Source organism: Candidatus Enterococcus huntleyi, from assembly GCF_009933175.1.
GTDB lineage: Bacteria > Bacillota > Bacilli > Lactobacillales > Enterococcaceae > Enterococcus_K > Enterococcus_K huntleyi.
Map to the genome: position 1 here is coordinate 1 of NZ_MAEJ01000002.1, position 23305 is coordinate 23305.

Genomic DNA, 23305 nt, shown 5'->3' on the forward strand with positions numbered 1-23305 from the left:
CACAAACTATTTTACGCTCTCAATAATTAAGGAGTGAATGATATTAAACACAAATTGATGAATCTTTCATTTTTACAAAATTTTGGTATATTTTTAGTTGTATTAGGCCATTCTTTACCAACAGAAGGGATTACCTCGCCGGTTGCATGGTTTCGTAGTGTGATTTATTCATTCCACATGCCATTATTTATGGCAATTTCGGGATTTTTATTTATCTATAGCAGTGGGACAAAGGGCGATTATTTAAACTTTGTAAAAAATAAATTTTTTAGATTATTAATACCTTACTTTACAATAAGTACTATTGCCTTTTTCCCAAAAGTCATTTTATCTAGATATGCTTACAGACCAATTGAATTAAGTGTAAATTCATTTGTGAATAATCTTATTTATCCAAGTGAAAATGCAATTATATTCTTTTGGTTTTTACCCACGCTGTTCGTTATTTTCTTGATTTCTCCATTAATTGAAAGAGGGATAAAAACGAAATGGAAGCAATTGATTATCTCATTAGCTTTCGTAGTATTGAACACGTTTAGCGCAACTAGTACCTTCAAAATTTTTAATATATCTGGTGTAATGGAGTACTTAGTATATTTTTGGTGTGGATGCTTATTAGCGTACTATTGGACAAGTATAAAATCTATACTTAATATGCGAGTGATTTTTGCAATACTATTTTTAGCGTTGATTGTATTGAATTCAATAAAAATTGATAATACATTATTCGCTTTGATTACTGCTATTACAGGAGTTTTAATGTCATTTAGTTTATCTTTGACACAATTAAATTTTTATTTATTTAAAGGAATTGATGGATATTCTTATCAAATTTACTTACTGTCGTGGTTTCCACAAACCTTCGTAACAATTTTGTTTTTAGGTAGAATTCCATATATTTTAATTTTTGTTAGTATGTTTATAACTGGACTGTGGCTACCAGTTATTGTGTCAAAAATTATTAACAAATATACTCCAAAACTCAATATAATTTTGGGAATGAAAAGTAAATAGTTAAACTTAATCCCTAGTGTTGCAAAGAAATCTCTGATGTAGAACCTTGATTTAAAGCTATTCAAGTAAAAAAACTAGAAAATTCCTCATTAAAAACTTTCTAGTATCCTTGCTTTTTATAATCCCTTTAACGTATAAATAAGTAATCGACTTACACGCTTCTTCTGTCAACTTCCGATGCAGAAATAGCGAATAAGTCGATTTTTTTTTAAAACAATATTTTTTAAATATATTCGTTTTAAATTTTCAGACTAAAAGTTATCTACAAACTCTACTACACTCGTTTATTCTAAGCCTTCAATCACTAGATTCTCGATGCTAGCAGCTTTTGCTTCGGCAGCAACGACTGCTTGGAAGCTGACTTTATCGCCTTCTTTTAAGAATAGAGACATCGGACTATTATTAGTGGTTACACTGTAGATTGTTTTATTATCTTCTAATAAGAAAGATACCACTGTCTGTGATTCTCCAGCAACTAGCGTTACACGCGAAACGGTTCCCTCGATTGTCTCAAGGTTCCCTGCATCTGTGTTGGTATTGTTACTCCCCTTTGTTGCAAGTTCAATCCTGTAAGCATCTAACGCGCTCTGAGCCGCATCTGCATCGACTACGATATCATTATCGATCGCATTGATATAGACATATTTCTTGAAGATTCCTTTACTATCCATTAGAGAAACAATCCAGGTTGGCACACCGTCAATGTTATATAATACTGGCATGCTAGCTTTCCATTTCTTCTCTGGATAGATTTTTGAAGCGATTGAGATGGCACCATCACTATCCATAATCCCAACTTTCGTATCGCGGTAGTAAGTCACTTGACCGGTTCTAGCATTAATTAATGAATAACCTAAAGCTGAATCCTGATCTTCATCACCACTAGTAAAGTCGGTAAAGTACAGTAATTGTTCGCCTTCTTTATCCATCATCGGCGTGATTTGACCAGAGGCATAAATCCCATTTTCAGTTGGCACTTTAACATCTTTCTTCGCACCAAACATCGTTTGGTTCCACCAACCTTGGCTATAACGACCAAAGTATTCATTAATACTATTCGCTGCCGCACTAGTAATCGGCGCGTCAACAAAGCTTGGAGCTTCCAAACTGTCGTAGACTTTCACTTCACCAGTTGTCGCATTCAAGACAGCTGTTTTGAATTCATTATAGTTCATTCGACCAGAAACGCCGTACTCTCTGTACAAAGTTTGAACGTATTGAGGATTGCCCTCTTCATCAATCTCTAAATTAATTTTCCCAGTCGCTGCAAATCCAGGGAATGCTGCATAAATTTTACGTGCCGCATCTTTACCGAAATAAGCAGACGGCGTGTAAATTAACGGTTTTTCAACAAATTCAGGTTGTGCATTAATGTCAGTCGCGCTAATGATGAAGTACCCTGGCACCTCACCCAACTTCATCCATTTGAAGAATCCATTAAATTCAACAGTTGCTACATAAACATATTCACCATTAACGACTTGAGCCGTAATCCCATCGAGTGTAAACATATTCGAGTTAGGAATCACAGAGAACTTTTGAAGCATTTTACGCTTCGCTGTCTCAGGTGCAATCGCAATCGGTGTTTCTTTTGTTGAAGTCAAGACCTCAGATTTTTCCTCAGTTTTCAAAGGAATCGTGTTATATACTTCATCAATTGACGTCAATTGTGTAATCGAGCTGACAGCAAATAATACCACCATTCCTACGATACTCAAGCCCAATACACGTCCAGGCCAATTAGACGTCTTGCCTTTCGATTGACCCACCTCTTTGCGCTCAGGGTGTATAAATTTCCCCGTTGTCATACTAACCGAATTCCCTGTGACCAGCAGTCCAGCTGCAATAGCTGCGCCAATCAAATTAATCCATAAGACCGAAGAAAGCGCCTTACTCGGTAACATAACATACAGAAACGCCACTAGAACGATCAATTCAAAAGTCAATAGCCCCATCGTGCTCTTCCATTTATTTCCTTTTGTCGCAAGTAAACTAATCGCATTTGAAACGATAATCCCAATCCCAAAATATAACGTTAACCCTATATAATCTACAAACATTCTTTTCTCCTCCTTCATTTGAGACAACAAAATGCTCCCACCAAAGGCAGAAGCATCACTTGTGATTACATTCATTATAAGTGATAGCTATACCACTTACAATATCCCTAACAAAAAATCGGTCTGAGGGCTTAGAAGAGAAAAGCCAATGATTGACTTTTCTCTTCTTGTTTCAGCGCTTATCGTTAGTTGTTTTTTTGTTTATAAGTCTTTTGCTAAATCTTTTAAATAAGTTTTTAATTCTCCAGCAATCTCTGGATGTTTTAAGCCAAATTCAATGTTTGTTTTCACAAAGCCTAATTTGTCTCCCACATCGTAACGTTTGCCTTTAAATTCATGCGCAAATACACGTTGTGTATTATTTAAAGTGTTGATTGCATCAGTTAATTGAATCTCGCCACCAGCTCCAGGCGCTTGGTTTTCTAAAATCTCAAAAATCTCAGGTTTTAACAGATAGCGCCCAATAATCGCTAGATCACTTGGTGCATCTTTTGGATCTGGTTTTTCAACGAAACTAGAAACGTTATATAAGCCTTTTGAAATTTCAGATTCAGGATTGATGATCCCATAACGCGATGTTTCCTCATGAGGAACAGTCATAACCGCCAACGTCGATGAACCAGTTGTTTGGTAATTATCAATTAGTTGTTGCGTTAATGGAATTTCATCCTCCATTAAATCATCACCAAGCATGACAACAAACGGCTCATTACCGACAAAAGCTTTTGCCTGTAAAACCGCATGTCCTAATCCTTTAGGATGCGATTGACGAATGAAATGGAGATTTACATCCGTTGTTTCTTCAACAAGTTTCAATAACTCTGTTTTTTCTTTCTCACGAAGATTAGTTTCCAATTCAACATTCGAATCAAAATGATCTTCGATTGGGCGTTTGCCCTTACCTGTAACAATCAGAATATCTTCAATTCCTGATGCTAATGCTTCCTCAACGATAAATTGAATCGTTGGTTTATCAACAATCGGTAACATTTCCTTGGCAATTGCTTTAGTAGCTGGTAAAAAACGCGTACCTAAGCCCGCAGCCGGAATAACCGCTTTACGTACTTTTCTCATGATGTAGACTCCTTATACCTATATTCTTTTTATCTTTTTTTCAGGCTTATCTTATGAAAAAACGTTTTAAAATAGACTCTATTTACAATACAAATAACCAAAAATACAATTAAATTAATAAGCATTTCATATCCTAGACTCAGTCGCAAGTTTAATACAAAAATCTGCACAGATAGACATATCAGATTTAAAAAGATATTTAATTTATTAAGTTGAAGATTGACAAATTTTCTTGTATCGTAAACTCGGATTATCCAAGTAACAAAAAAACTGATTAAAAGAGACAGAGAAGCACCTGTTAAGCCTAATAAAGGAATCAAAATAAAATTACCTACTACATTTATAACAGCACCGTAAATTGACGTTGTAAACACACCTTTTGTTTGTTTTGCGGCTATATAATTTGCAGCAATAAACGAAGAGAAACTAGAAAAGATAACTCCTAAAAGTAAATACGGTATATACTGCCAAGTAACATAATAATTTGATTCAACTACTATTGTCAACAATGGCTTCAATAAAATTAAGAAAAGAGAAGCACCTGTAAACATTACAAAAGTAAATAAATTAAAAATAGTTGAATAAAAAGTGTTGCTCTCTTCTGAATCAAATTCCTCGATGGCAGATAACTGCCAGGCTTGAGAAAAGATAGAATACAAAATAGAAAGTAGACTTGGAAATTTATTAGCCACAGCGTATAGCCCATTCGCAGATAACCCTAAATAGTATAAGATAAAAAAACGTCCTGATGCATTTGTAATCCACCACATTAATGCATTTGGAATCAATGGCATGCTATACATTAACATTCTTTTAATCAATTCTTTATTAATTTTATCTAACTTTACATAAGAAAATAGGTTAATCGAGATTAATAAATATACTATCCCTACTGCAGTAGAAAAAATCATAGATAATATATAACCTAGGATTCCTAATCCGAGATATACAATAAAAAATAGATTACACAAGAATAGAAAAAATGCGACTAGAATCCCAGACACAGCGAATACTTTAACTTTTCCAATGCCTCTAGCAAACTGAGAAAAGATAGTGAAAAAAATTTGAAAAAAGAGTAACACATATAGACAGATGACCAGTTGATGATCTTTTATAAAAGAAAACATGATTGGATATATACCTATCGAAATAACTGTTCCAATCACAGAAACTAATATGCCATTTGTTAATACTGACTCTTTATCTTCATCTTTATCCATCACAAATCTTAATACAGCATCAAAAATACTTAGTGATACAATAGGTAACATTAAATTAGTCGTGGTTGTAATTAAATCAGTTATACCATATTCGTCAGGCGTTAGATAAAATGTATACAGTGGCACTAATAATATCGCAATTAGCTTAGTTCCCAAATTCCCAATTGCAAAAACAATTGAGTTATTTAACAATTTTTTATATTTATTCATACGCCATAGTACTTTCAATAAATTGGTTTTTCCATGTATTAATTTTATCCTTATCTAAATAAATCTCTGTTGCAAAATCTGATTTAATCATATCTTCTAATTTTACGTCCAACTCATCACGTTCAATACAAGGAATGTGATTAGTTTTCTTTATCTCTCTTGCACGATTATCAATCGCTAATATAATCGCACGTTTATAATTCTGAATAGCAAAAATCCCCCCATGCAAACGCGAACCTACATAGTCCATATCATTTTGTAAAATAGACTCATAACTATCCAAATTTGGAGTTACCACTGTAACTCCTTTTTCTTGACCTAGCTCAACTAAATAATCATAGTCTGCTACACACTGAGGCCAAAAATATACATTATTGTAGTTTCTTTTTAGGATGTCAATCATTAATGAATCTTTTTCAACATTCTTAGCGTATTCATAATGAGTTAAAGTGAAAATCACACTATCTGATTTCTTAGTAGGAATTTTTTTACAGTGTTCTTCATCCAAACTCCAAAGCGTTGGGCACCCAGTATTAATAGCACGGTATCCTAGACTTTCAACCATGATCTTTGTTTTTTCATCTCTCACACTATGAATATAATTTTTATTTAGTAATTTTTTATACAAGCTCTTTGTATAGAAATTGATTTTCTTCCCATTTTCTCCACTACCAACACCTAATAAAATTGAGGCATTTGCTACTTTTGTATTAAACAAATTGATATTCCATACAGGCATCGGACGTAGCATATTTTTAAACAATAAATTTGAGCCACAAACAAATTTCAAATCAGCTTTTGAATATGTTTCAATATATTCTTTTGCATATAAGTTTTGAAATTTATAATATGTCGGTGTATGTGTTGGAAACGTCATACAGTAATTTTTTGAAAATAAATCCTTCATATTTCTTTTTGTAGAACGGACAATTATTTCGTCACCCATGTTTAGTGAAGCAATTGATGTGTCAAATATAACAATGTTTTTCATATTATCATTCCTATCTATAAAATTTATATGGATATATTACATTCCATTCAGGTTTGTATACTTGAATGAAGAAGAAAAATATAATGGCAAATACAATTACAGAAAAGCTCATTAATATTTTTAAATTTTTATTTTTTATACTCTTAAATAAAATAGGAATATAAACTATGGAGAACACGCTGAAGTATTCAGCCGCTCGAGCAATCAAGTTAAAGTTAAAAGATAACACAGTCAAACCAATGCTCACCATTATATATATAGTCCAAGTATTCCATAACTGGTATGAAAACTCTTCTGAATCTTTATCAGGTTTAAAGATTAAGCCAAGAAGTAGGATTAATAGTAATATCACTGCATTCATGACTGAAGCCATTCGGATTTCCCCACTCATATAGATGCTTCCCAAATAACTATTGTATATTGGAAATATTCTTATAAATATTCTTAAAAATGGTGCATAGGCAAAATACCCAATAAATATTGTAGCAAATAAAACACTTAGACTTAATTTATTTACTTTCACTTTTCTTAATAAAATAGCTAAGATAAAAATTAACGCAGTATTATGAAACAGCGTCGCTAAAAGAATTAAACAAATTGGAAGAATAGTTTTACTCTTGTTTAAGTAATACCATGCTACAAATATTATACTTAAAGCAATCTGTTGGCGAAGTATATTTAGCGAATTACTAAAATAACCTAAAGAAATAAAGAGAACAACACTAAAAATCGGTGATACAGAGTATTTTCTTATAAAGAAATAATATCCTAGATAGATTAAGATAGATGTAACTATTAAAATCGATTGTAAATCAGAAAAAAAGAAGGCAACTATTTGATTTAGCTTCATATATCCAGCTTCAAAGTTTGTATTTTGAAAATCAATCTGGCTTAACTTAACCCTATCAAAAATAGCAAGATATGACATCGTGTCATTCCCGATTGAACTATCTCTAAAAGCGGATAATATAAAAAATGGAAGAATAGCTAGCAAGCTACAATTTTTCTTTGGAAACAAAGTAATATTTATTAGATATAATACTAATAAATATATAAATAACATAATATATAATCCCACTCGATAGTATCCTCCTATTCATAATCCATTGATAAATAAAGATCTTGTAGTTCCTTTGCTTCACTTTTAATATCATAGTTCTTTTCCCTAACAATATCGCTCATTTTTTCTCTTATTACCCGCTTCTTCATTCTATCTATCAAAACCGTATTTTTGCTTACCTCTTTCGTAATATCAAAAAAAGCAACATCTTCACAAAGAGAAACTTCTTTACTAATTGTTTGGCTAAATAAACATGGCAATCCCGAAGCCTGTGCCTCAATTCCTGCTACAGGTAATCCTTCGTACAAAGAGGGCATTACAAATAAATCCATGGCTTGGTAATAATTTTCCACTTCACTGTTAAATCCTACGACTTTCACTACTGAATTTAAATTTAACGACCTAATTTTCCCTTCAATTTCTTTTTGCAAGGGACCATTTCCGACAAGTAGCAATTTAGAGTCTCCATTATTTTTATGATATTCAGAAAATAAATCTATTAGATAATCATGATTCTTTTGTTCAGAAAATCGTCCAACGTGACCGATTACATATTGCCCTTCTAAACCTAACAATTTGCGATATTCTTTTCTTTTAGCAGAATCATAAGAAAATCGTTCTACATCAATTGCATTATGTAGTAATTTTACCTTCCTTTGTTTAAATAATAATTCACCCGCCTCAGTTGAGCAGGCTAAGTAATAATTAGCTTCCTTAACAAGGTTTCGAGATAAAATTTTATTTCGAAATGCGCCAATCCTGCTTTCTGAATAGGTAGTTGCGTGGCTGTGGGCTATTCTATTTTTAATACCCAATTCTATACTTACTTTCAAAGCTACTTTCCATATCGAGGTAGCGTGATAATGAATAATTGAATAATTATGTTTTTTCAAAAAGTTCATTATTTCTTTTTTCATCTTAAACGGATTTTTTTGATACTTTGAATCGATATAATAAATTTTCCCACCTAATTCAGTGATTTCCTGTGCATAATTTTCTTCTTCAACATCGAAACACAAAAAATCAAATTGGATTTTCTCTCTATCAATATTTTTATAAAAATTCATAACAACACTCATTACACCGCTTTTTTTATTCAATGTATTTGGTAGTTGTAATACTCTTAATGGAAACATTATTTCTCCTTTTCATCTTAAAGCAATTGCTTAGTATAGTACTCTAACTCTCCTTTTCCACCAATTTTCTTAAATCCAAGTTTCTCGTAGAAATGTTTGGCTCTAGGATTATCTTTTTTTACAGATAGACTATACGCTCTCACATCTTTTGACAATAGCACTTCTTCGACATTATCTACTAGCAATTTCGCTACAGATTTCCCTCTCAATTCCTTTTTCACTGCTATTGATAATAAACAATCTTCTTCTTCTTTCACTTCTTCATTTTGTTTATTGGATGAACTGAACATATTTATTATGCGGCTTTTCAATCCTAAGAAAATTATTTTATTTAACTTTAATGTTTCCCAAATTATTTTCATTGCTAACTCTAGTACATGATCACGATAAAATCGGTGAATTATTTCTGAATAATTTGATGTAGTTAAAACAAAACCAACAATTTTATTTGATTGCGATGCTTTTAAGAAAATAGTTCCCTCATCTTTATAATATGCTAGATAATATTTATAAATCAGTTTGTGGCCTAAATTTTTCAAAAAATAGTTATCGAAAAGTTCACAATGAAGTTTTACAATTTCATCCAGATCCGATTCTGTAACAGAGCAAATATATACTTGGTCTTCCATGAGATATATTCTTCCTTCCTTTACAAATTACACAGTAAATTTAATTTTCAACTGCTCACTTTACGATTAAACGGATATGTTATAATTCCGATAAACGTTCCTATACCATATGAAAAATGTAATAAAAAAAAGAGAAGTGGCAATAAACACATTTCAATAGTGAATTTTTTCTCCGTAATTATGGATGTGATACTCATTAATACAGCCACTATAAAGTATAAAGATAGTAACAGTATCAGGAATGTTGTACTTTTAATTACAGCAAGTATACTCAACACGATTGCTAAGAAAAAAATTAATGGCACAAAATGATACATCGAAAGGCATCGTGGACAAATAAATGCTGTCCGTCCAATCCAGTATCCATTTGAAAATTTTTGTTGAATCATTTTTCTCAAGGTGCTACGAACATGTTGATAAGAAATAATTTCCGGACTATAGCAAAAGTTATAGCCTGCTTTTCTCATACGATAATGCAACTCATTATCTTCTGTTCTTCCTAAATCTTCATTGAATAGTCCAGCTGTTTCAAAAACCTCTTTTTTATATGCCGCATGAAACATCGAGTTTACATATTTTTTCTTTTCACTTTTTCTGTATGGAGCAAAGCTACTTCCAAACATCGACGACTCTGCCATCAGCAATGTGTTTGTCCAGTCTGTCGAGTTTACTAGTATATTTGGTCTCTTCCCACCGGAAATCATTTCTCCTGATTCTATTATATCTATATTTTTTTGAATGAATGTAGGTGGAATTGATGCGTGGGCATCAACTCGAATAATTACATCACCATCAGCGTTCGTAATTGCTTTATTCCATCCAGAAGCTTGCTTTCTCTTAGGATTTCCAATCACTTTAACTCCATAAAAATCGTGACTTTCACTAAATTTATCCATCATTTCCCTAGTTCTGTCTTCAGAGTTGCCATCCACCAAAACTATCTGAATATTTTTGTGTAAGTATGTTTGCATTTTAATATCCTCAAACAAAGATTGAATCGTATTTTCTTCATTATAAGCAACTACACATAATGATACTAACATTTATTCAACCTCCTTATTTGTCACTGCAATCAACGTACTAATCATTATCTTTAAATCATTTAAAAAACTATATTTCTCTAAATAATTTAAATTATATGCCATTTTTTTAGGTAATATTTCATCAACATATACTTCATCAATATTTTGAACATCTGAAAGTATCTTTTGTTCATCTTTATATTTTATACTCGCTAATGAAGTAACTCCCGCAGGTAATAAGAATGTAGCATCCATTTCATTCGTGTATTCAGACACATAGTGAGGTACTTCTGGTCTTGCACCGACAAAAGTCATTTCACCTTTTACTATGTTAATTAATTGAGGGATTTCATCAATACGATATTTCCTTAAAATTGCTCCAATTTTCGTGATTCTAACATCGTTATCAATCGTCACTAACGACCCTTTTTTATCTGCATTAGCAACCATAGTACGGAATTTATATATTCCAAACTCAATCTTATTTTTTGTTACTCGAATCTGCTTATAAAACACTGTACCTCGACTATCTAATTTTATTAGTATAGCAATAACGATTAGTGGAACAACCAGTACTATTAGCATAAGCGAAGCTACTATAAAATCAAACAGGCGTTTCAAAAATAGACTACTACGCTTTTTATTCAATTTATTATAGTAATATTCGATTTCTTTATTCTTCATTTCTTTCGGGAGCTTGTTCCACTTCGATAACATTTATTCTCTCCTATTTCACATACTTATTAGCAAATTCTACTATATACTCTAAGTCTTCTTGTGACAATAGAGTATGCAAAGGCAATGTGACTTCATTGCTAAACATTTGATACGCATTAGGGTATTCTTCAATGCTAAAACCAATATTTTTATATGCAGTAAGCATTGGTAATGGCTTGTAATGGACATTACAAGCAATACCAGATTTGGCCATTTTTTCTATAAATTGATTTCTTTGACTTAAAGTTTTCCCCTTCAAATTCACCATATATAAATGTCCACTTGAAACACTATTAGATGTATAGTGCGGCAAATGTGCGATAAGCTGATTATCCAAATTTTCATTATAAAAATTGATTATTTCTTTTCTTCTAGAAAGTAATTTATTATACCTATCTAGCTGAGCCAAACCAATCGTCGCCTGAAGATCCGTCATATTGCATTTATACCCTAAAATTTGAATATCATATTCCCAAGATCCCAGCGCACTCTTAGCTAACGCATCTTTAGATTGCCCATGTAAAGACAGCAACATAAAATTCCGATAAACTTCCTCATCATCCAGACCATCTTTGTGTGTCCAAGTAACTGCCCCACCCTCGACGGTCGTTAAATTTTTAACTGCGTGAAATGAAAAACAAGTGAAGTCAGCAACCTCACCACTCATTTTATCTTTCTGTTTTGCACCAAATGAATGAGCTGCATCTGCAATAACAACAATTCTATTATAGATATTTTGAATCTCATTTTTAGATTTAAATATTTTTTTATTTCTATTCACAATTTCAAATATTTTTTCATAATCACACATAATGCCAGCTAAATCTACAGGAATTATGGCCTTAGTTTTCTCTGTAATTGCATTTTCCAACTTTGTATAATCCATCTCGAAAGAGTTAGGAGCTGTATCAACCAATACAATCTTAGCACCCACATGCTCGATAACACTAGCTGATGCAGTATATGTGTATGCAGACGTAATGACTTCATCCCCTTCTCCAATACCAAGAAGTCTCAATGTAGACTCCATGCATGCTGTTGCTGAGTTTAGACAAACAGCTCGTTCTGTACGACAATACGTCGCAATTTCTTTTTCAAATTGTTTAGTTTTTGGGCCTGTAGTCAACCATCCACTTTTTAAAACTTCCATTACATTAGCTACTTCTTTATCACTCATATCAGGTGGTGAAAATGGAATACTTTTCATTATATATTCTCCTTTACTTACTTGATTCATTTGCAAAACGTACTAGTTCTTCTGCTAATAATTTTTTATCCTCTGGTAATTCTTCAACAAAGGTCATAACTTTTTCTAACGAGAAGCCTTTCACATTGCCAATAAAGATTTTTTCGAAAACTTGTTTCGGATTAACTTCTTTACTGACCAACAATTCTTCATATAATTTTTCGCCAGGTCTAATACCAGATTCAACGATTGGGATATCCTTTTCTGTATAGCCACTAAGCTTGATCATATTTTTGGCTAAATCAACAATTTTAACTGGCTCGCCCATATCAAGGATAAAGATTTCGCCACCTCTAGCTAAAGCGCCTGATTGGATTACTAATCGACTTGCTTCTGGAATTGTCATAAAGTAGCGAGTCATCCGAAAATCAGTCACAGTGATTGGACCACCTTTTTGTATTTGTTCTTTAAAGACTGGAATAACACTACCACGAGACCCTAGAACATTCCCAAAGCGGACAGCAGAAAATTTGGTTTTACCTGGTTCATTCAATCCCATTACAATCATTTCAGCAATTCGTTTTGTTGAGCCCATGACATTTGGTGGATTAACGGCTTTATCTGTCGAAATCATAACAAAATTCTTTACATTATTCGCTTTAGCTGCTTCTGCAACATTTTTTGTCCCATAGACATTATTTTTTACTGCTTCATAAGGATTAGCTTCCATTAAAGGAACATGTTTATGTGCCGCAGCATGGTAGACGATATCTGGCTGATGTTCCTGCATGACTTCCATCATCTTTTCGCGATCTTGAACGTCAGCGATAACCGGAATAATACAGCTCAATTTATCGCGATATTTTGTCTTCAACTCTTTTTCAATCAAGTAAATCGAATTTTCTCCATGACCTAATAGAATTAGTTTTTTCGGATTAAATCGCATCACTTGTCGAGAGATTTCTGAACCAATTGAGCCACCAGCACCCGTCACTAAAATTGTTTGATTAGCGAGTTGATCCTTGATTGTAGCCATATCTAGCTGAACTTCTTCTCTTCCAAGAAGATCAATCACGTCAATTTCTTTTAACTTCGAAACAGTAATGTCCCCAAAAGCCATTTCTTCAATGGCAGGCATAGAATTAATTTTAACATGCAGAGGTTCCAAGATATCCAGAATTCGTTGAATACCCTCCGGCTCTAATGAAGGAATAGCAATTGTTACCATCTCAATATCGTACTCTTTTACTAAAGCAGGTAAATCTTTCGTAGCTCCTAAAACTTTTTTATTCGATAAATACGTATGATAACGATCCACATTGTCGTCAATGAAACCAACTACCATAATGTCTCCGCTCGTTTTCGAACCGCTAAGGCTATTGAGCAAGATTCGTCCACCTTCACCAGCCCCCACAATTAATGTTCGTTTAGCATCAGGTCGCAAGGATTCTTTATGAATTTTTTGTTCTACTAACAATCGCCAAGCCAGTCGACTGGCAATAATTCCAACTAAACTCACTAAGAAGGAGAAAAATACAAAGTGACGACTATAATCACCATCCATAAATTCAAATATTCCCACCTGAACAACCGCAGAAAGAGCGGTTGCTAGCGTAATAGCAATAATTTCTCGCAAGTTTGTATAGCGATTAATTCTGTTAAACACATTGAAAACGTACCCAAAAAACAAATAAAGCCCTATTGACAGTATGACTTCCCAATTTAAGAAGTTAAAAGATACTGACACGTATGGCTTCAAAAAGTAAAAAGCTGCCAAGCTTCCTACGAATGTTAAAATTGTATCTACCCCAACCAAAATAAAAATTTTCCCTTTTCTACTCATAGCGCTCTATTACCTCTTCCTTATAACGTCTATCATGACTTAAATTTCTGGCATTAAGTTCAGTAGATCTACTCATTTATTTAACCTATTTATATTCGCAACCAGCTAATTTTGTACGCACGTTCGCAGCTGTTTGCTCATTCTATTATATCTCTTTTTTTATTCTAATAAAAAACCTACGTTATTATTCTGTCTATCATTCCAACTATTGAACTATTTCCCCAACTAGTAGTCAAATACCAGAAACTGGACAGACCCTTTAGATATTCTATCATATAAATATGACAAAAAAAACGTCTAATTCCTTGTTTTCTATGTATTATAATCAAATTATTTTTCAAATAATGCAATATTTTTTTGGAAATTGTATTTTCCTATTAAATATTGCCAAAACAATCGTGAGGATAGTCAATTTTTTTGAGTAATTCAGATTATTACCTTGAATTATTTACTACAAATTTGTTTTCCGAAAAATATCATCTGTTTCTCATAGTTTTTCTTCGTTGTTACAATCCCAAAATCATCTATTGATAAATGACTTTCGTTATTGATTTAACCGCTCAAATGAGGCCTATTCTGACAGACTTTACGCTGCCCAAACATGAGGTAACGATTGCTGAACATCCTACCCCTTCTTTCTTCCATAGATTTCACGAAACAAACGAACGTTAAATACATATTGAAATCACGAAAAATAACGCATTAACAAAAGCTGATTTAGAGGGATTCAGACATCCTTTTAGATCAGTTTCTTGTTGTGGTTCTTAACGTTCGTTTGTTTCATAATAACGACGATACATAATTCTATCACATTTACCTAGATTGACAAAGGTTCTATAGAGATTTTCTTATTAATTTATTCCGTTTCGCTACGTTGTATACAGTTTTTGTGCAGACGCGACAAGCCTCTGCTATTTGTTTTTGCGTCATCGAACTATTTTCATACAGTTCGATAATCTTCGCATTGGTTTTTTTCTCTAATCCTTTGTTTCCAAGCTTTACACCCTTTTTCTTTAATTCATGTAAGGCAGACTTCGTTCTCAAAGATACATTTTCACTTTCCATTTCTGCAAAAGTTGCCAGGATATTGAAGACTAATCTGCCCATCGTTGTAGATGTGTCGATATTCTCATGAATTATTTTTAAATGTATATTTTTCTCTCGCAAATCTGCCTCCAGGTTAATCAGCTGGCGGACACTTCGACTCAATCGATCGATTCGATAAATCAGAAACGTATCGCCTTTCTCCAAAATCCCTAGGGCTTTGGCTAACTCTTCTCTATCTTCTTTACGACCAGACACTTGTTCCTGAAAGATTCTATCAGGCGCATAGATTTTAAATGCCTCTAACTGTACATCGATTCCTAAATCTTGCTTGTTGGTACTCGTCCGAGCATAAGCAACGGTTTTACTCATCAATTTTTGACCTCCTATAAATTTAGTCTTCGCTGATTTCGATATATAGTGCTATTTTAAATGATAATCCCCTCCCATTCCTCTACTTCCATTGCTTGTTACAGAAAAATTATACTGTACCCTCATCGAATACTCGGACTTAACGACTTAAAGCATTTTTCTACATCTCTAGTCTATAAACACAAAAAGACAACCTCTCCCTCAGAAAAGATTGTCTTCATCAACCACAGTAACAGCCATTCCGACTGTTCACCAGATTTTTATTCTTCTTATTGTAATTCCACGTTCTTCATTTCATAGACTTTCTTTAACGAATCCAATTTGGCTGCGTGGCGTTCGGTTTCTTCCACATCTTTTGATGTATACTTGCCATCTTCGTTTTTCTCCACCTTATACAATCGGTAGCCGACTTTTTCGGTCCGATTTTCTTTTTCCATTTTCTCTAATAATATGTAATATAAATCTGATTCTTTATCTTCATAAATAGTCGCATTCGATTCATCTTCGACAAAGCGTGGGGTTTCAGCTCCTTGTTTCTCAGCCTTTTCTTTTACAAATTGATAAGTAACTTTCGCAACTTCTTGTAATTCTTTGTCCTTATTATCCTCTTTAGAACCACAACCTACCAAGGTCACAGTCACGAGTAATCCTAAAACTACTAGCCATGCTTTCTTCATACAATTTCCCCTTTATTCTAGTTTCTATCCCGATTATACCAAACAATCTTTAAGTACTAAACGTTATTTTATGATTTTCTATAACTTTATAAAAAAGCATCCGTACTTTTACTTTCGTTTTCGATAACTAATGATATTCACTATCAAAATATGTTATTCAATTATTTGTATTCCCCGTATCATTCTATTTTCACTTCCTTTTGATTCTTTCTGAAAAAAATCAAACTGTGCGAATGGGCACTAGTGGAGTTTCCAGCGAATATACAATGAATATAACTAAATTCAGGCTTTATTTCAGATTATTTTCAAAATAAATTAGCCATAAAATCCCGTATCTATAGGATTATTCGACCTTTACACGTTTCAATCCAAACATTTTATGAGTCGTAATTATCTAATTTTTCATCACTAGTCCTCATTCGCACACTTTTTAAGAGTAAAAATGAGCTGAATTGAATGATTTTAGAGGTAAAACCCACTAGACAATGGGTTCTTGTACTTTAAGACTTTACTAAAAAACCTGAAAACAGTGCGAATGAGGACTAGTGAACAATTTCTAATTTCCAACTAATACACAATGAGTCGGATTAAATACAGGGTTAATCTCAGTACAAAGAATTAGAAAACCTACCTTAAGAAGCTTCCTAGCATTTGTTATAGTTACAATCCCTTTAGCAAAAAAAGTACTGATAGAGGAATTCCTCAGCCAGTACTTTTTACATTCATTATTTAATTTTACCTACATAATTGTAACTTTCACGTTATAACGACGTCCCCAGATCAGACATTGATCTCTAGTTGGGAAATGGACATCCACGATATTCCCTTTAATTGCGCCACCGGTATCCCCAGCAACCGCAATACCATAGCCTTGGACTTCAACGATTGAACCTAATGGAATAACGTTTGGGTCTACGGCAATGACCATTGGATTTTTTCGTAAGTCAATTCCAGTAGCCGTATAGAAACTTGCGCCTGCTTCAGTATATGAGTAAGCAGTCGATTCTACATACAAGGTTTTGCTTCCATTATTTCCGGTATTGCCACTGTTACTACCATTATCAGTGTTGCCCGTGTTACCAGAATTTCCTGTATCCGTTGATTCTGCTGGTGGCGCCGTTGTTCCGGCACCCGTCGATGAATCGTTCGAGGTATCTGGTTTTGTATTTGCCGCTTTATTGGCTTCGTCCGCTTTTTTCTTAGCTTCCGCTTCCTTCGCGGCTTTTTCTTGGGCAGCTTTCGCTTCTGCTGCTTCTTTGGCAGCACGTTCTTTGCGTGCCGCTTCGGCCTGAATTCTCGCCTGTTCAACTTCTTTACTTTGCGCAATCTGTGAAAGAACTGCTTCGTTTTCAGCAAGCTGTTGCTTTAAGCCACTGATTTTCCCACTCAACGAATCCATCTCTGACTCAAGATCCACTTGATTATCCTTCAAGGTTGCTTGTGTTGCCTTAACTTCTGCCTGCAAGTCCTCTAGCTTAGCTTTTTCTTCATTCAAACTAGTTACTTTTTCTTTTTCGGCATTTTGCATAACGGACATGCCGTACGCACGGTTGAAGAATTCCCCAAAGTCATCCGCTTCTACCAATGCTTGTAAGGTTCTTTCTGTCCCACCATTTAATTGAATATCCTGTAAACGCTCGGCCATCGCCTCTTTGCGTCTTTCGATATTTTGTTCGGTTACTTTTATTTCGCTCTGTGCCTCTTTCAAAGAATTCTCATTATCAGAAATCTTCTCTTTCAGCTTCTCTACCTCAGCGTACTTCGCATTGACATCATCCAATGTCGCTTGAACCTGCCGGCTGATTTCTTCCCCTTGGCGCATCGCTGCGCTCTCTTTTTCATTTAAAGTATCGAGCGATTCTGCACTAGCAAACATAGGGAATAGTAAATTTGTCATAATCAACAAGGTCACTACTGCCTTAAGTTTTTTTGCTTTCACTGAATCCAACACCTTTCCTATGATTTACACCCTATCTATTATACAAATGAAATCACCGATAAATATTTCAGACAGATTACATTTTATTACATTTTGTGATTTTCGCACAATCAATGTAACACGATTTTAATTTTCGTTTCACTTGCAAAATATGAAACCAGCCTTTATCTACCGCTATAAAAAACTACTGTTTTTTTGAAATAAGGGAGGATTTATACAGGAAACTCCTCTATCATTTCCGTTTCTCTTCATTGTTTTTCTTCAATAACTCGACCAACTGACGGATATCTTCTGTGTTCTTAGCATCCATTAGTTTTAATTTGGGGAAATTTTTCAACAAACGGCGTTGTGTCAGATTTAATTTTGGTAAGTTCGCTTTTAATTTAGGATTCTCTTGGAAAGAATGCAGCCATTCCGCTGCCGTTGGCTTATCTTTACGATAGTTTGCAACGTCAGCCGTTAATTGATCGAAGCGACTCGTCGCATTTTCTCGCGCCTCGGCAATTCTTTTCGAAAACTCATCCTTCGTCTCATCCAAACTCACTTGCAGCTCCGCCTTACGTAACTCGATGGCCTCTTCTAACTGTTGAGTCGCTTTCTTGAAGGCTGCCATATTAATGATTGTGTAAGTCAAGTCGATTAGTGTAATGCAGACTAGCGCGATTGGCAAATAAAATTGAAATTTATCCACTAAAAACTCTTCCAGTATAAGCACTCTCGGATGAACCACCCGCACAATTAGCACACAGCCAATGCCCCAAAACAAGGAGACTGGCACTGCCACACGCCCATTAATATTTAGCGGCACATCATGATAATCCCACCAAGTGGCGTGAAATAATTTTTCCAAGACATAACTTGTCAGGTATTCCAGTATCGTCACTAGTATCGCTGACAAACCGTAAAGTAGGAATAAATTTTGTTGGAACGGCTCAATGAAATACAAAACACCCAGGATACCAAAGCCATAAATAGGCGTAATCGGTCCGACTAAAAAGCCCCGATAAACGAAATGCTTGGCCTTCAATGAGCAATACACCGTCTCCCACAGCCAGCCAATAAATGAATAAATAAAAAATAGCAAGATCACTCGATTAAACTCTGCCATACAAAGCTCCTCTCTTAGTTACCCTACATTGTAACAAACTCACTCAAAAATCCCTAAGCATATCAAAAAACTATCTCCTTTGCTTTATCTCGCCAAACGATTAAGATACAATGAACACAAGCAATTTATTCAGAAAACATCAAAAAAATTACACGGATTACGTTCACATTGCATCGGATGCTTGTATTCGTTGTTGCATTCAAGTTTTATTTTTCCACTTCGAACAGTTTCCTTCTATAGTATTAAGTGATGCACACCAATAAAAAATCATTTAGATAGAAAGAATAACCCGTTAGTCTGCTACTGATTGATCTAGTCAATCTGGTTAATCTAGGATCTAGACAAGCTAGCTAGTCTCGGTAACCTAAGTAAACTAGTTAGCCTAGCCATTCTAGTTAACTGAGGCAATCTAGCTAGCAGCTGACGGCACGAACCATAAACCCATCAAGAAAATTGCACTTATATTGGAGGAATTTGATGATTAAGTTACTGCGTTTTGCCAAAAATTACCGCAAACAAATAATTCTCGGCCCGGTCTTCAAGTTTTTGGAAGCCGTTTTTGAACTTATTTTACCTTTATTAATGGCTCGCTTAGTGGATCAGGGAATCCAGGCCGGGGATCAAGCGACGGTCATCAAGTATAGTTTATGGATGGTTCTGATGTCTGTGGTAGGCTGGATTTTCGCCATCACCTGCCAATATTACGCGTCGATTGCCTCACAAGGGTTTGGCACGGAGCTGAGGAATCAGCTGATGCGCAAGATTAACACTTTTTCTCACTCAGAATTGAACCATTTCGGGACAGATACCTTGATTACTCGCATGACCAATGATATCAATCAGCTGCAGTTGGCTTTAGCGATGCTGATCCGTCTCGTGATTCGCGCGCCCTTCTTAAGCATCGGCTCCGTTATCATGGCCTTTTATATTAATGTTCAAATGGGGCTTTTATTCTTAGGCCTACTGCCTATTTTCTGCGTGATTTTGTATTTTATCATCAAAAAAACAGTCCCATTGTATAAAAAAGTGCAGCAGAAATTAGATCACCTGAATGAGTTAGTCAATCAAAATTTGAGCGGCGTCCGCGTGATTCGCGCCTTTGCTCGTACCAAGACAGAAACGCGCCAATTTGCCGAAACTAGCGATGATTTGTCAGCGGTCTATCAACGTGTCACCAATATTTCAGCACTCCTCAGCCCGCTCACCACATTGATTATGAACGGTGGAATTATTCTGCTACTCTATGTTGGCGGCATTAAGATTAACATTGGCAGCTTGCAGCAAGGGGAAGTTTTGGCACTGATCAATTATATGAATCAGATGCTACTGGCCCTGATTATCGTCTCGAATTTAGTCATTATTTTCACTCGCGCTGCTGCTTCTGCTAGCCGTGTGAATGAGGTCTTTAATACGGAAAATCGGTTAGTTGAGCCACAGAATGCCACCACCGCTCCCGCAAAAGATCCGCTCTTTATTGATTTTTCTCATGTCGACTTTCGGTATACTGACGACTCTGGACTCGCATTGACGGATATCACGTTCCGGCTTCGACGCAACACCGTTCTAGGGATTACTGGTCCAACAGGTAGCGGGAAAACCACGATTGCCCAATTGATTCCCCGTTTTTATGATATCTCCAGAGGGGAAATTACGGTGAACCACTTAGATGTGCGTAACTGGTCGCTTTCTGATTTACGTCAGAAAATCGCCTTGGTCCCCCAGAAAGCTGTTTTATTTAGCGGCACGCTTCGGGAGAATTTACAATGGGGTAAACGCGACGCTACAGATGAAGAATGTTGGGCTGCCTTGCGCACCGCTCAATGTCTAGACTTTGCACAAAATCTTCCTGAACAACTGGATACCTTGATTCTGGAAAACGGTAAGAATTTTTCTGGTGGTCAGCGACAACGTCTAACCATCGCCCGCGCCTTAATTGCCAAGCCTGAGTTACTAATCTTAGACGATTCGTTGAGCGCCTTAGATTATCAGACTGACTTAGACTTACGCCGTGCCCTTCAACGAGATTTAACCGCCACCGTCATCATCATTTCTCAGCGCATTCGTTCCATTCAAGAAGCGCAACAAATTTTGGTCATGGAGAGCGGAAAATTAGTCGCCAAAGGAACGCATCAAGAGTTACTCAAGCACTCAAGCGACTATCAAGAAATTGTCCAATCACAAGCAGAGGAGGGATCTCATGAAGCCTAGAAAGTTCAATTTTAAAGCATTGAAGCAGTTTATGCCCTACCTTTCTGCCTATCCAAAGGAAATTATGACCGCCGTCATCTTGGGCCTAGTCAGTGGCATCACCTCCGTCCTAATGACCTATCAAATCGGACAATCCGTCGATCAGATGATCGGTCTCGGCCAAGTTAATTTCACAAAATTAATCGAGATCCTATTACTTTTTGCTGGTATCGTACTATTAACCGTCGTCAGTCAATGGCTGATTCAACGGCTAGGCAATCGTGTTTCTTACTTAGCTGTCGCAAAATTGCGCAAAGACGCCTTTAGCCATCTGAATAAATTACCGCTGAGTTACTATGACCAGAATGCTCACGGCAATATTGTCAGCCGTTTCACCAATGATATGGATAATATTTCGGTCGCCTGTGCAGCTGTCTTCAATCAACTCTTTTCCGGTTTTGCCACGGTTCTCGTAGCCTTTATTTTTATGATACGCCTAAGTCCGCTGCTAACACTGGTCGTCTTATGCTCAACGCCCATCATTTTTCTCGTCAATTGGTTGATTGCTAAAGCTTCCCAAGCCAATTTCTCTGCGCAACAGCAAGTCGTCGGTGAAATTTCAGGCTATATTAATGAAATGATTGCCAATCAGAAACTGGTCAAAGCCTTTCAACAAGAAGCCTATACGCAACAAACCTTTGAAGCCTTCAACCAGGAACTCTATACGCGGGGACAAAAAGCGCAATTTTCCTCCTCTTTATCGAATCCATCGTCACGCTTCGTGGATCATTTAGCCTATGTGGCAATCGGTTTAGTTGGAGGACTAATCGTACTTTCTGGTAACCCGCTAGTCACTGTCGGCGTGATTTCAAGCTTCACGATTTACTCGACCCAATTTTCAAAACCTTTTATCGAATTATCCGGAATCACGACACAAATTCAGACCGCCCTTGCCGGTATCGAGCGGACCTTTGAGATCATCAATCAGCCAATCGAAACAGCCGACCAACCAGATGCCATCGAACGCTCGGCCAAAGACATCACGGGCACCGTCGAATTTGACCATGTCTACTTTTCCTATAATCAGAATCAACCATTGATTGAAGACTTCACCTTCACTGCCACACCTGGCCAAACCATCGCGATTGTCGGTAAAACGGGCGCTGGAAAATCAACCCTAGTTAACCTATTAATGCGATTTTATGAAGTCAATCAAGGCACAATCAAAATTGACGGTATCGATATTCGGCAGATGGTCCGCGAAGAATTGCGACAAAGCTTTGGGATGGTCCTGCAAGACACCTGGCTCTTTGAAGGCTCGATTCGCCAAAACTTGCAATACGGCAATGATCACGCCTCTGACGAAGAAATCTATCAAGCGCTAAAAGCTGCTCATATGTATGACTTTGTGCTACGTCTCCCTGAAAAACTCGACACGATTATCGGTGAACAAGGTTTGAAAATATCAGAAGGACAACGCCAACTCTTGACGATTGCCCGTACCATGATTAGTAATCCGCCAATGCTGATCCTCGATGAAGCCACCAGCTCCGTCGATACACTAACCGAAGCCAAAATTCAGGATGCCTTCTTACAAATGATGCACGGACGAACCAGCTTCGTCATCGCCCATCGCCTCTCAACCATTCGAAGCGCCGATAAAATTCTCGTCATCGACCAAGGTCAAATCGTCGAAATTGGCAGCCACGACGAGCTGCTCAAACAAGACGGCTACTACAAGCGCCTTTACGAAGCACAGTTCACCGCGCAAAGTAGTTAAAGTAATCCAAAAGAAACGAACTCAAAAAGCCCTCTA

General features: G+C 35.7%; 18 protein-coding genes. 3 read left to right on the forward strand and 15 right to left on the reverse strand.

Translation table 11 applies throughout. The features are described 5' to 3' along the window. The first annotated feature begins 57 nt into the window (after nt 1-57). On the forward strand, nt 58-1014 hold the full coding sequence (locus BAU15_RS03055) for an acyltransferase family protein (protein ID WP_161841298.1): 957 nt from the start codon (nt 58-60) through the stop codon (nt 1012-1014). Between the two features lie 284 nt (nt 1015-1298). Here the strand turns inward: BAU15_RS03055 and BAU15_RS03060 are convergent, their stop codons facing one another. The 15 genes from BAU15_RS03060 to BAU15_RS03130 form a co-directional block, all read right to left on the reverse strand. Next, the gene (locus BAU15_RS03060; RefSeq protein WP_161841299.1) at nt 1299-3074 is read right to left on the reverse strand and encodes a DNA-binding protein; all 1776 of its coding nucleotides are present in this window, start codon (nt 3072-3074) and stop codon (nt 1299-1301) included. A gap of 201 nt (nt 3075-3275) precedes the next feature. Beyond that, nucleotides 3276-4148 (reverse strand): UTP--glucose-1-phosphate uridylyltransferase GalU, encoded by an 873-nt coding sequence (galU, locus tag BAU15_RS03065; protein WP_161841300.1) that lies wholly within the window; start codon nt 4146-4148, stop codon nt 3276-3278. Between the two features lie 29 nt (nt 4149-4177). Further along, complete coding sequence (locus BAU15_RS03070; RefSeq protein ID WP_161841301.1) at nt 4178-5578, reverse strand: oligosaccharide flippase family protein; 1401 nt, start codon at nt 5576-5578, stop codon at nt 4178-4180. Next, nucleotides 5571-6569 (reverse strand): polysaccharide pyruvyl transferase family protein, encoded by a 999-nt coding sequence (locus BAU15_RS03075; RefSeq protein ID WP_161841302.1) that lies wholly within the window; start codon nt 6567-6569, stop codon nt 5571-5573. The genes BAU15_RS03070 and BAU15_RS03075 overlap by 8 nt, the downstream gene beginning before the upstream one ends. A 10-nt stretch (nt 6570-6579) precedes the next feature. Beyond that, entirely contained in the window at nt 6580-7647 is a 1068-nt protein-coding gene (locus BAU15_RS03080; RefSeq protein WP_161841303.1) for an EpsG family protein, read from the reverse strand. 14 nt (nt 7648-7661) lie between these two features. Then, nucleotides 7662-8765 carry a glycosyltransferase family 1 protein gene (locus tag BAU15_RS03085; RefSeq protein WP_161841304.1) on the reverse strand — a complete coding sequence of 368 codons (1104 nt, stop codon included), beginning with the start codon at nt 8763-8765 and terminating at the stop codon, nt 7662-7664. 17 nt (nt 8766-8782) lie between these two features. Further along, nucleotides 8783-9394 (reverse strand): GNAT family N-acetyltransferase, encoded by a 612-nt coding sequence (locus BAU15_RS03090; protein ID WP_161841305.1) that lies wholly within the window; start codon nt 9392-9394, stop codon nt 8783-8785. A 47-nt stretch (nt 9395-9441) separates the two neighbouring features. Beyond that, a complete protein-coding gene (locus tag BAU15_RS03095) occupies nt 9442-10437 on the reverse strand; it encodes a glycosyltransferase family 2 protein (protein ID WP_161841306.1) in 996 nt (331 codons plus the stop codon). Then, the gene (locus BAU15_RS03100) at nt 10438-11133 is read right to left on the reverse strand and encodes a sugar transferase (RefSeq protein ID WP_161841307.1); all 696 of its coding nucleotides are present in this window, start codon (nt 11131-11133) and stop codon (nt 10438-10440) included. It lies immediately after the preceding gene. A gap of 10 nt (nt 11134-11143) precedes the next feature. Then, nucleotides 11144-12340, reverse strand: coding sequence for a DegT/DnrJ/EryC1/StrS family aminotransferase (locus BAU15_RS03105; RefSeq protein ID WP_161841308.1), 1197 nt, complete (start codon nt 12338-12340; stop codon nt 11144-11146). A 13-nt stretch (nt 12341-12353) separates the two neighbouring features. Further along, a complete protein-coding gene (locus BAU15_RS03110; protein WP_161841309.1) occupies nt 12354-14162 on the reverse strand; it encodes a polysaccharide biosynthesis protein in 1809 nt (602 codons plus the stop codon). A gap of 834 nt (nt 14163-14996) precedes the next feature. Next, nucleotides 14997-15578 (reverse strand): recombinase family protein, encoded by a 582-nt coding sequence (locus tag BAU15_RS03115; RefSeq protein ID WP_161841310.1) that lies wholly within the window; start codon nt 15576-15578, stop codon nt 14997-14999. Between the two features lie 269 nt (nt 15579-15847). Beyond that, nucleotides 15848-16255: a hypothetical protein gene (locus BAU15_RS03120; protein ID WP_161841311.1), complete on the reverse strand. Its 408-nt coding sequence runs from the start codon at nt 16253-16255 to the stop codon at nt 15848-15850. A 739-nt stretch (nt 16256-16994) separates the two neighbouring features. Further along, nucleotides 16995-18194, reverse strand: a complete 1200-nt coding sequence (locus BAU15_RS03125) for a 3D domain-containing protein (RefSeq protein ID WP_161841312.1) — start codon at nt 18192-18194, stop codon at nt 16995-16997. Nucleotides 18195-18426: 232 nt separating this feature from the next. Further along, nucleotides 18427-19302 (reverse strand): putative ABC transporter permease, encoded by an 876-nt coding sequence (locus BAU15_RS03130; RefSeq protein WP_161841313.1) that lies wholly within the window; start codon nt 19300-19302, stop codon nt 18427-18429. Between the two features lie 477 nt (nt 19303-19779). Here BAU15_RS03130 and BAU15_RS03135 point away from each other — a divergent pair, with 477 nt between their 5' ends. Both BAU15_RS03135 and BAU15_RS03140 read left to right on the forward strand, forming a co-directional pair. Beyond that, complete coding sequence (locus BAU15_RS03135) at nt 19780-21510, forward strand: ABC transporter ATP-binding protein (protein WP_161841314.1); 1731 nt, start codon at nt 19780-19782, stop codon at nt 21508-21510. Continuing rightward, nucleotides 21500-23269 carry an ABC transporter ATP-binding protein gene (locus tag BAU15_RS03140; RefSeq protein ID WP_161841315.1) on the forward strand — a complete coding sequence of 590 codons (1770 nt, stop codon included), beginning with the start codon at nt 21500-21502 and terminating at the stop codon, nt 23267-23269. Before BAU15_RS03135 ends, BAU15_RS03140 begins: the two co-directional genes overlap by 11 nt. The last annotated feature ends 36 nt before the right edge of the window (nt 23270-23305 follow it).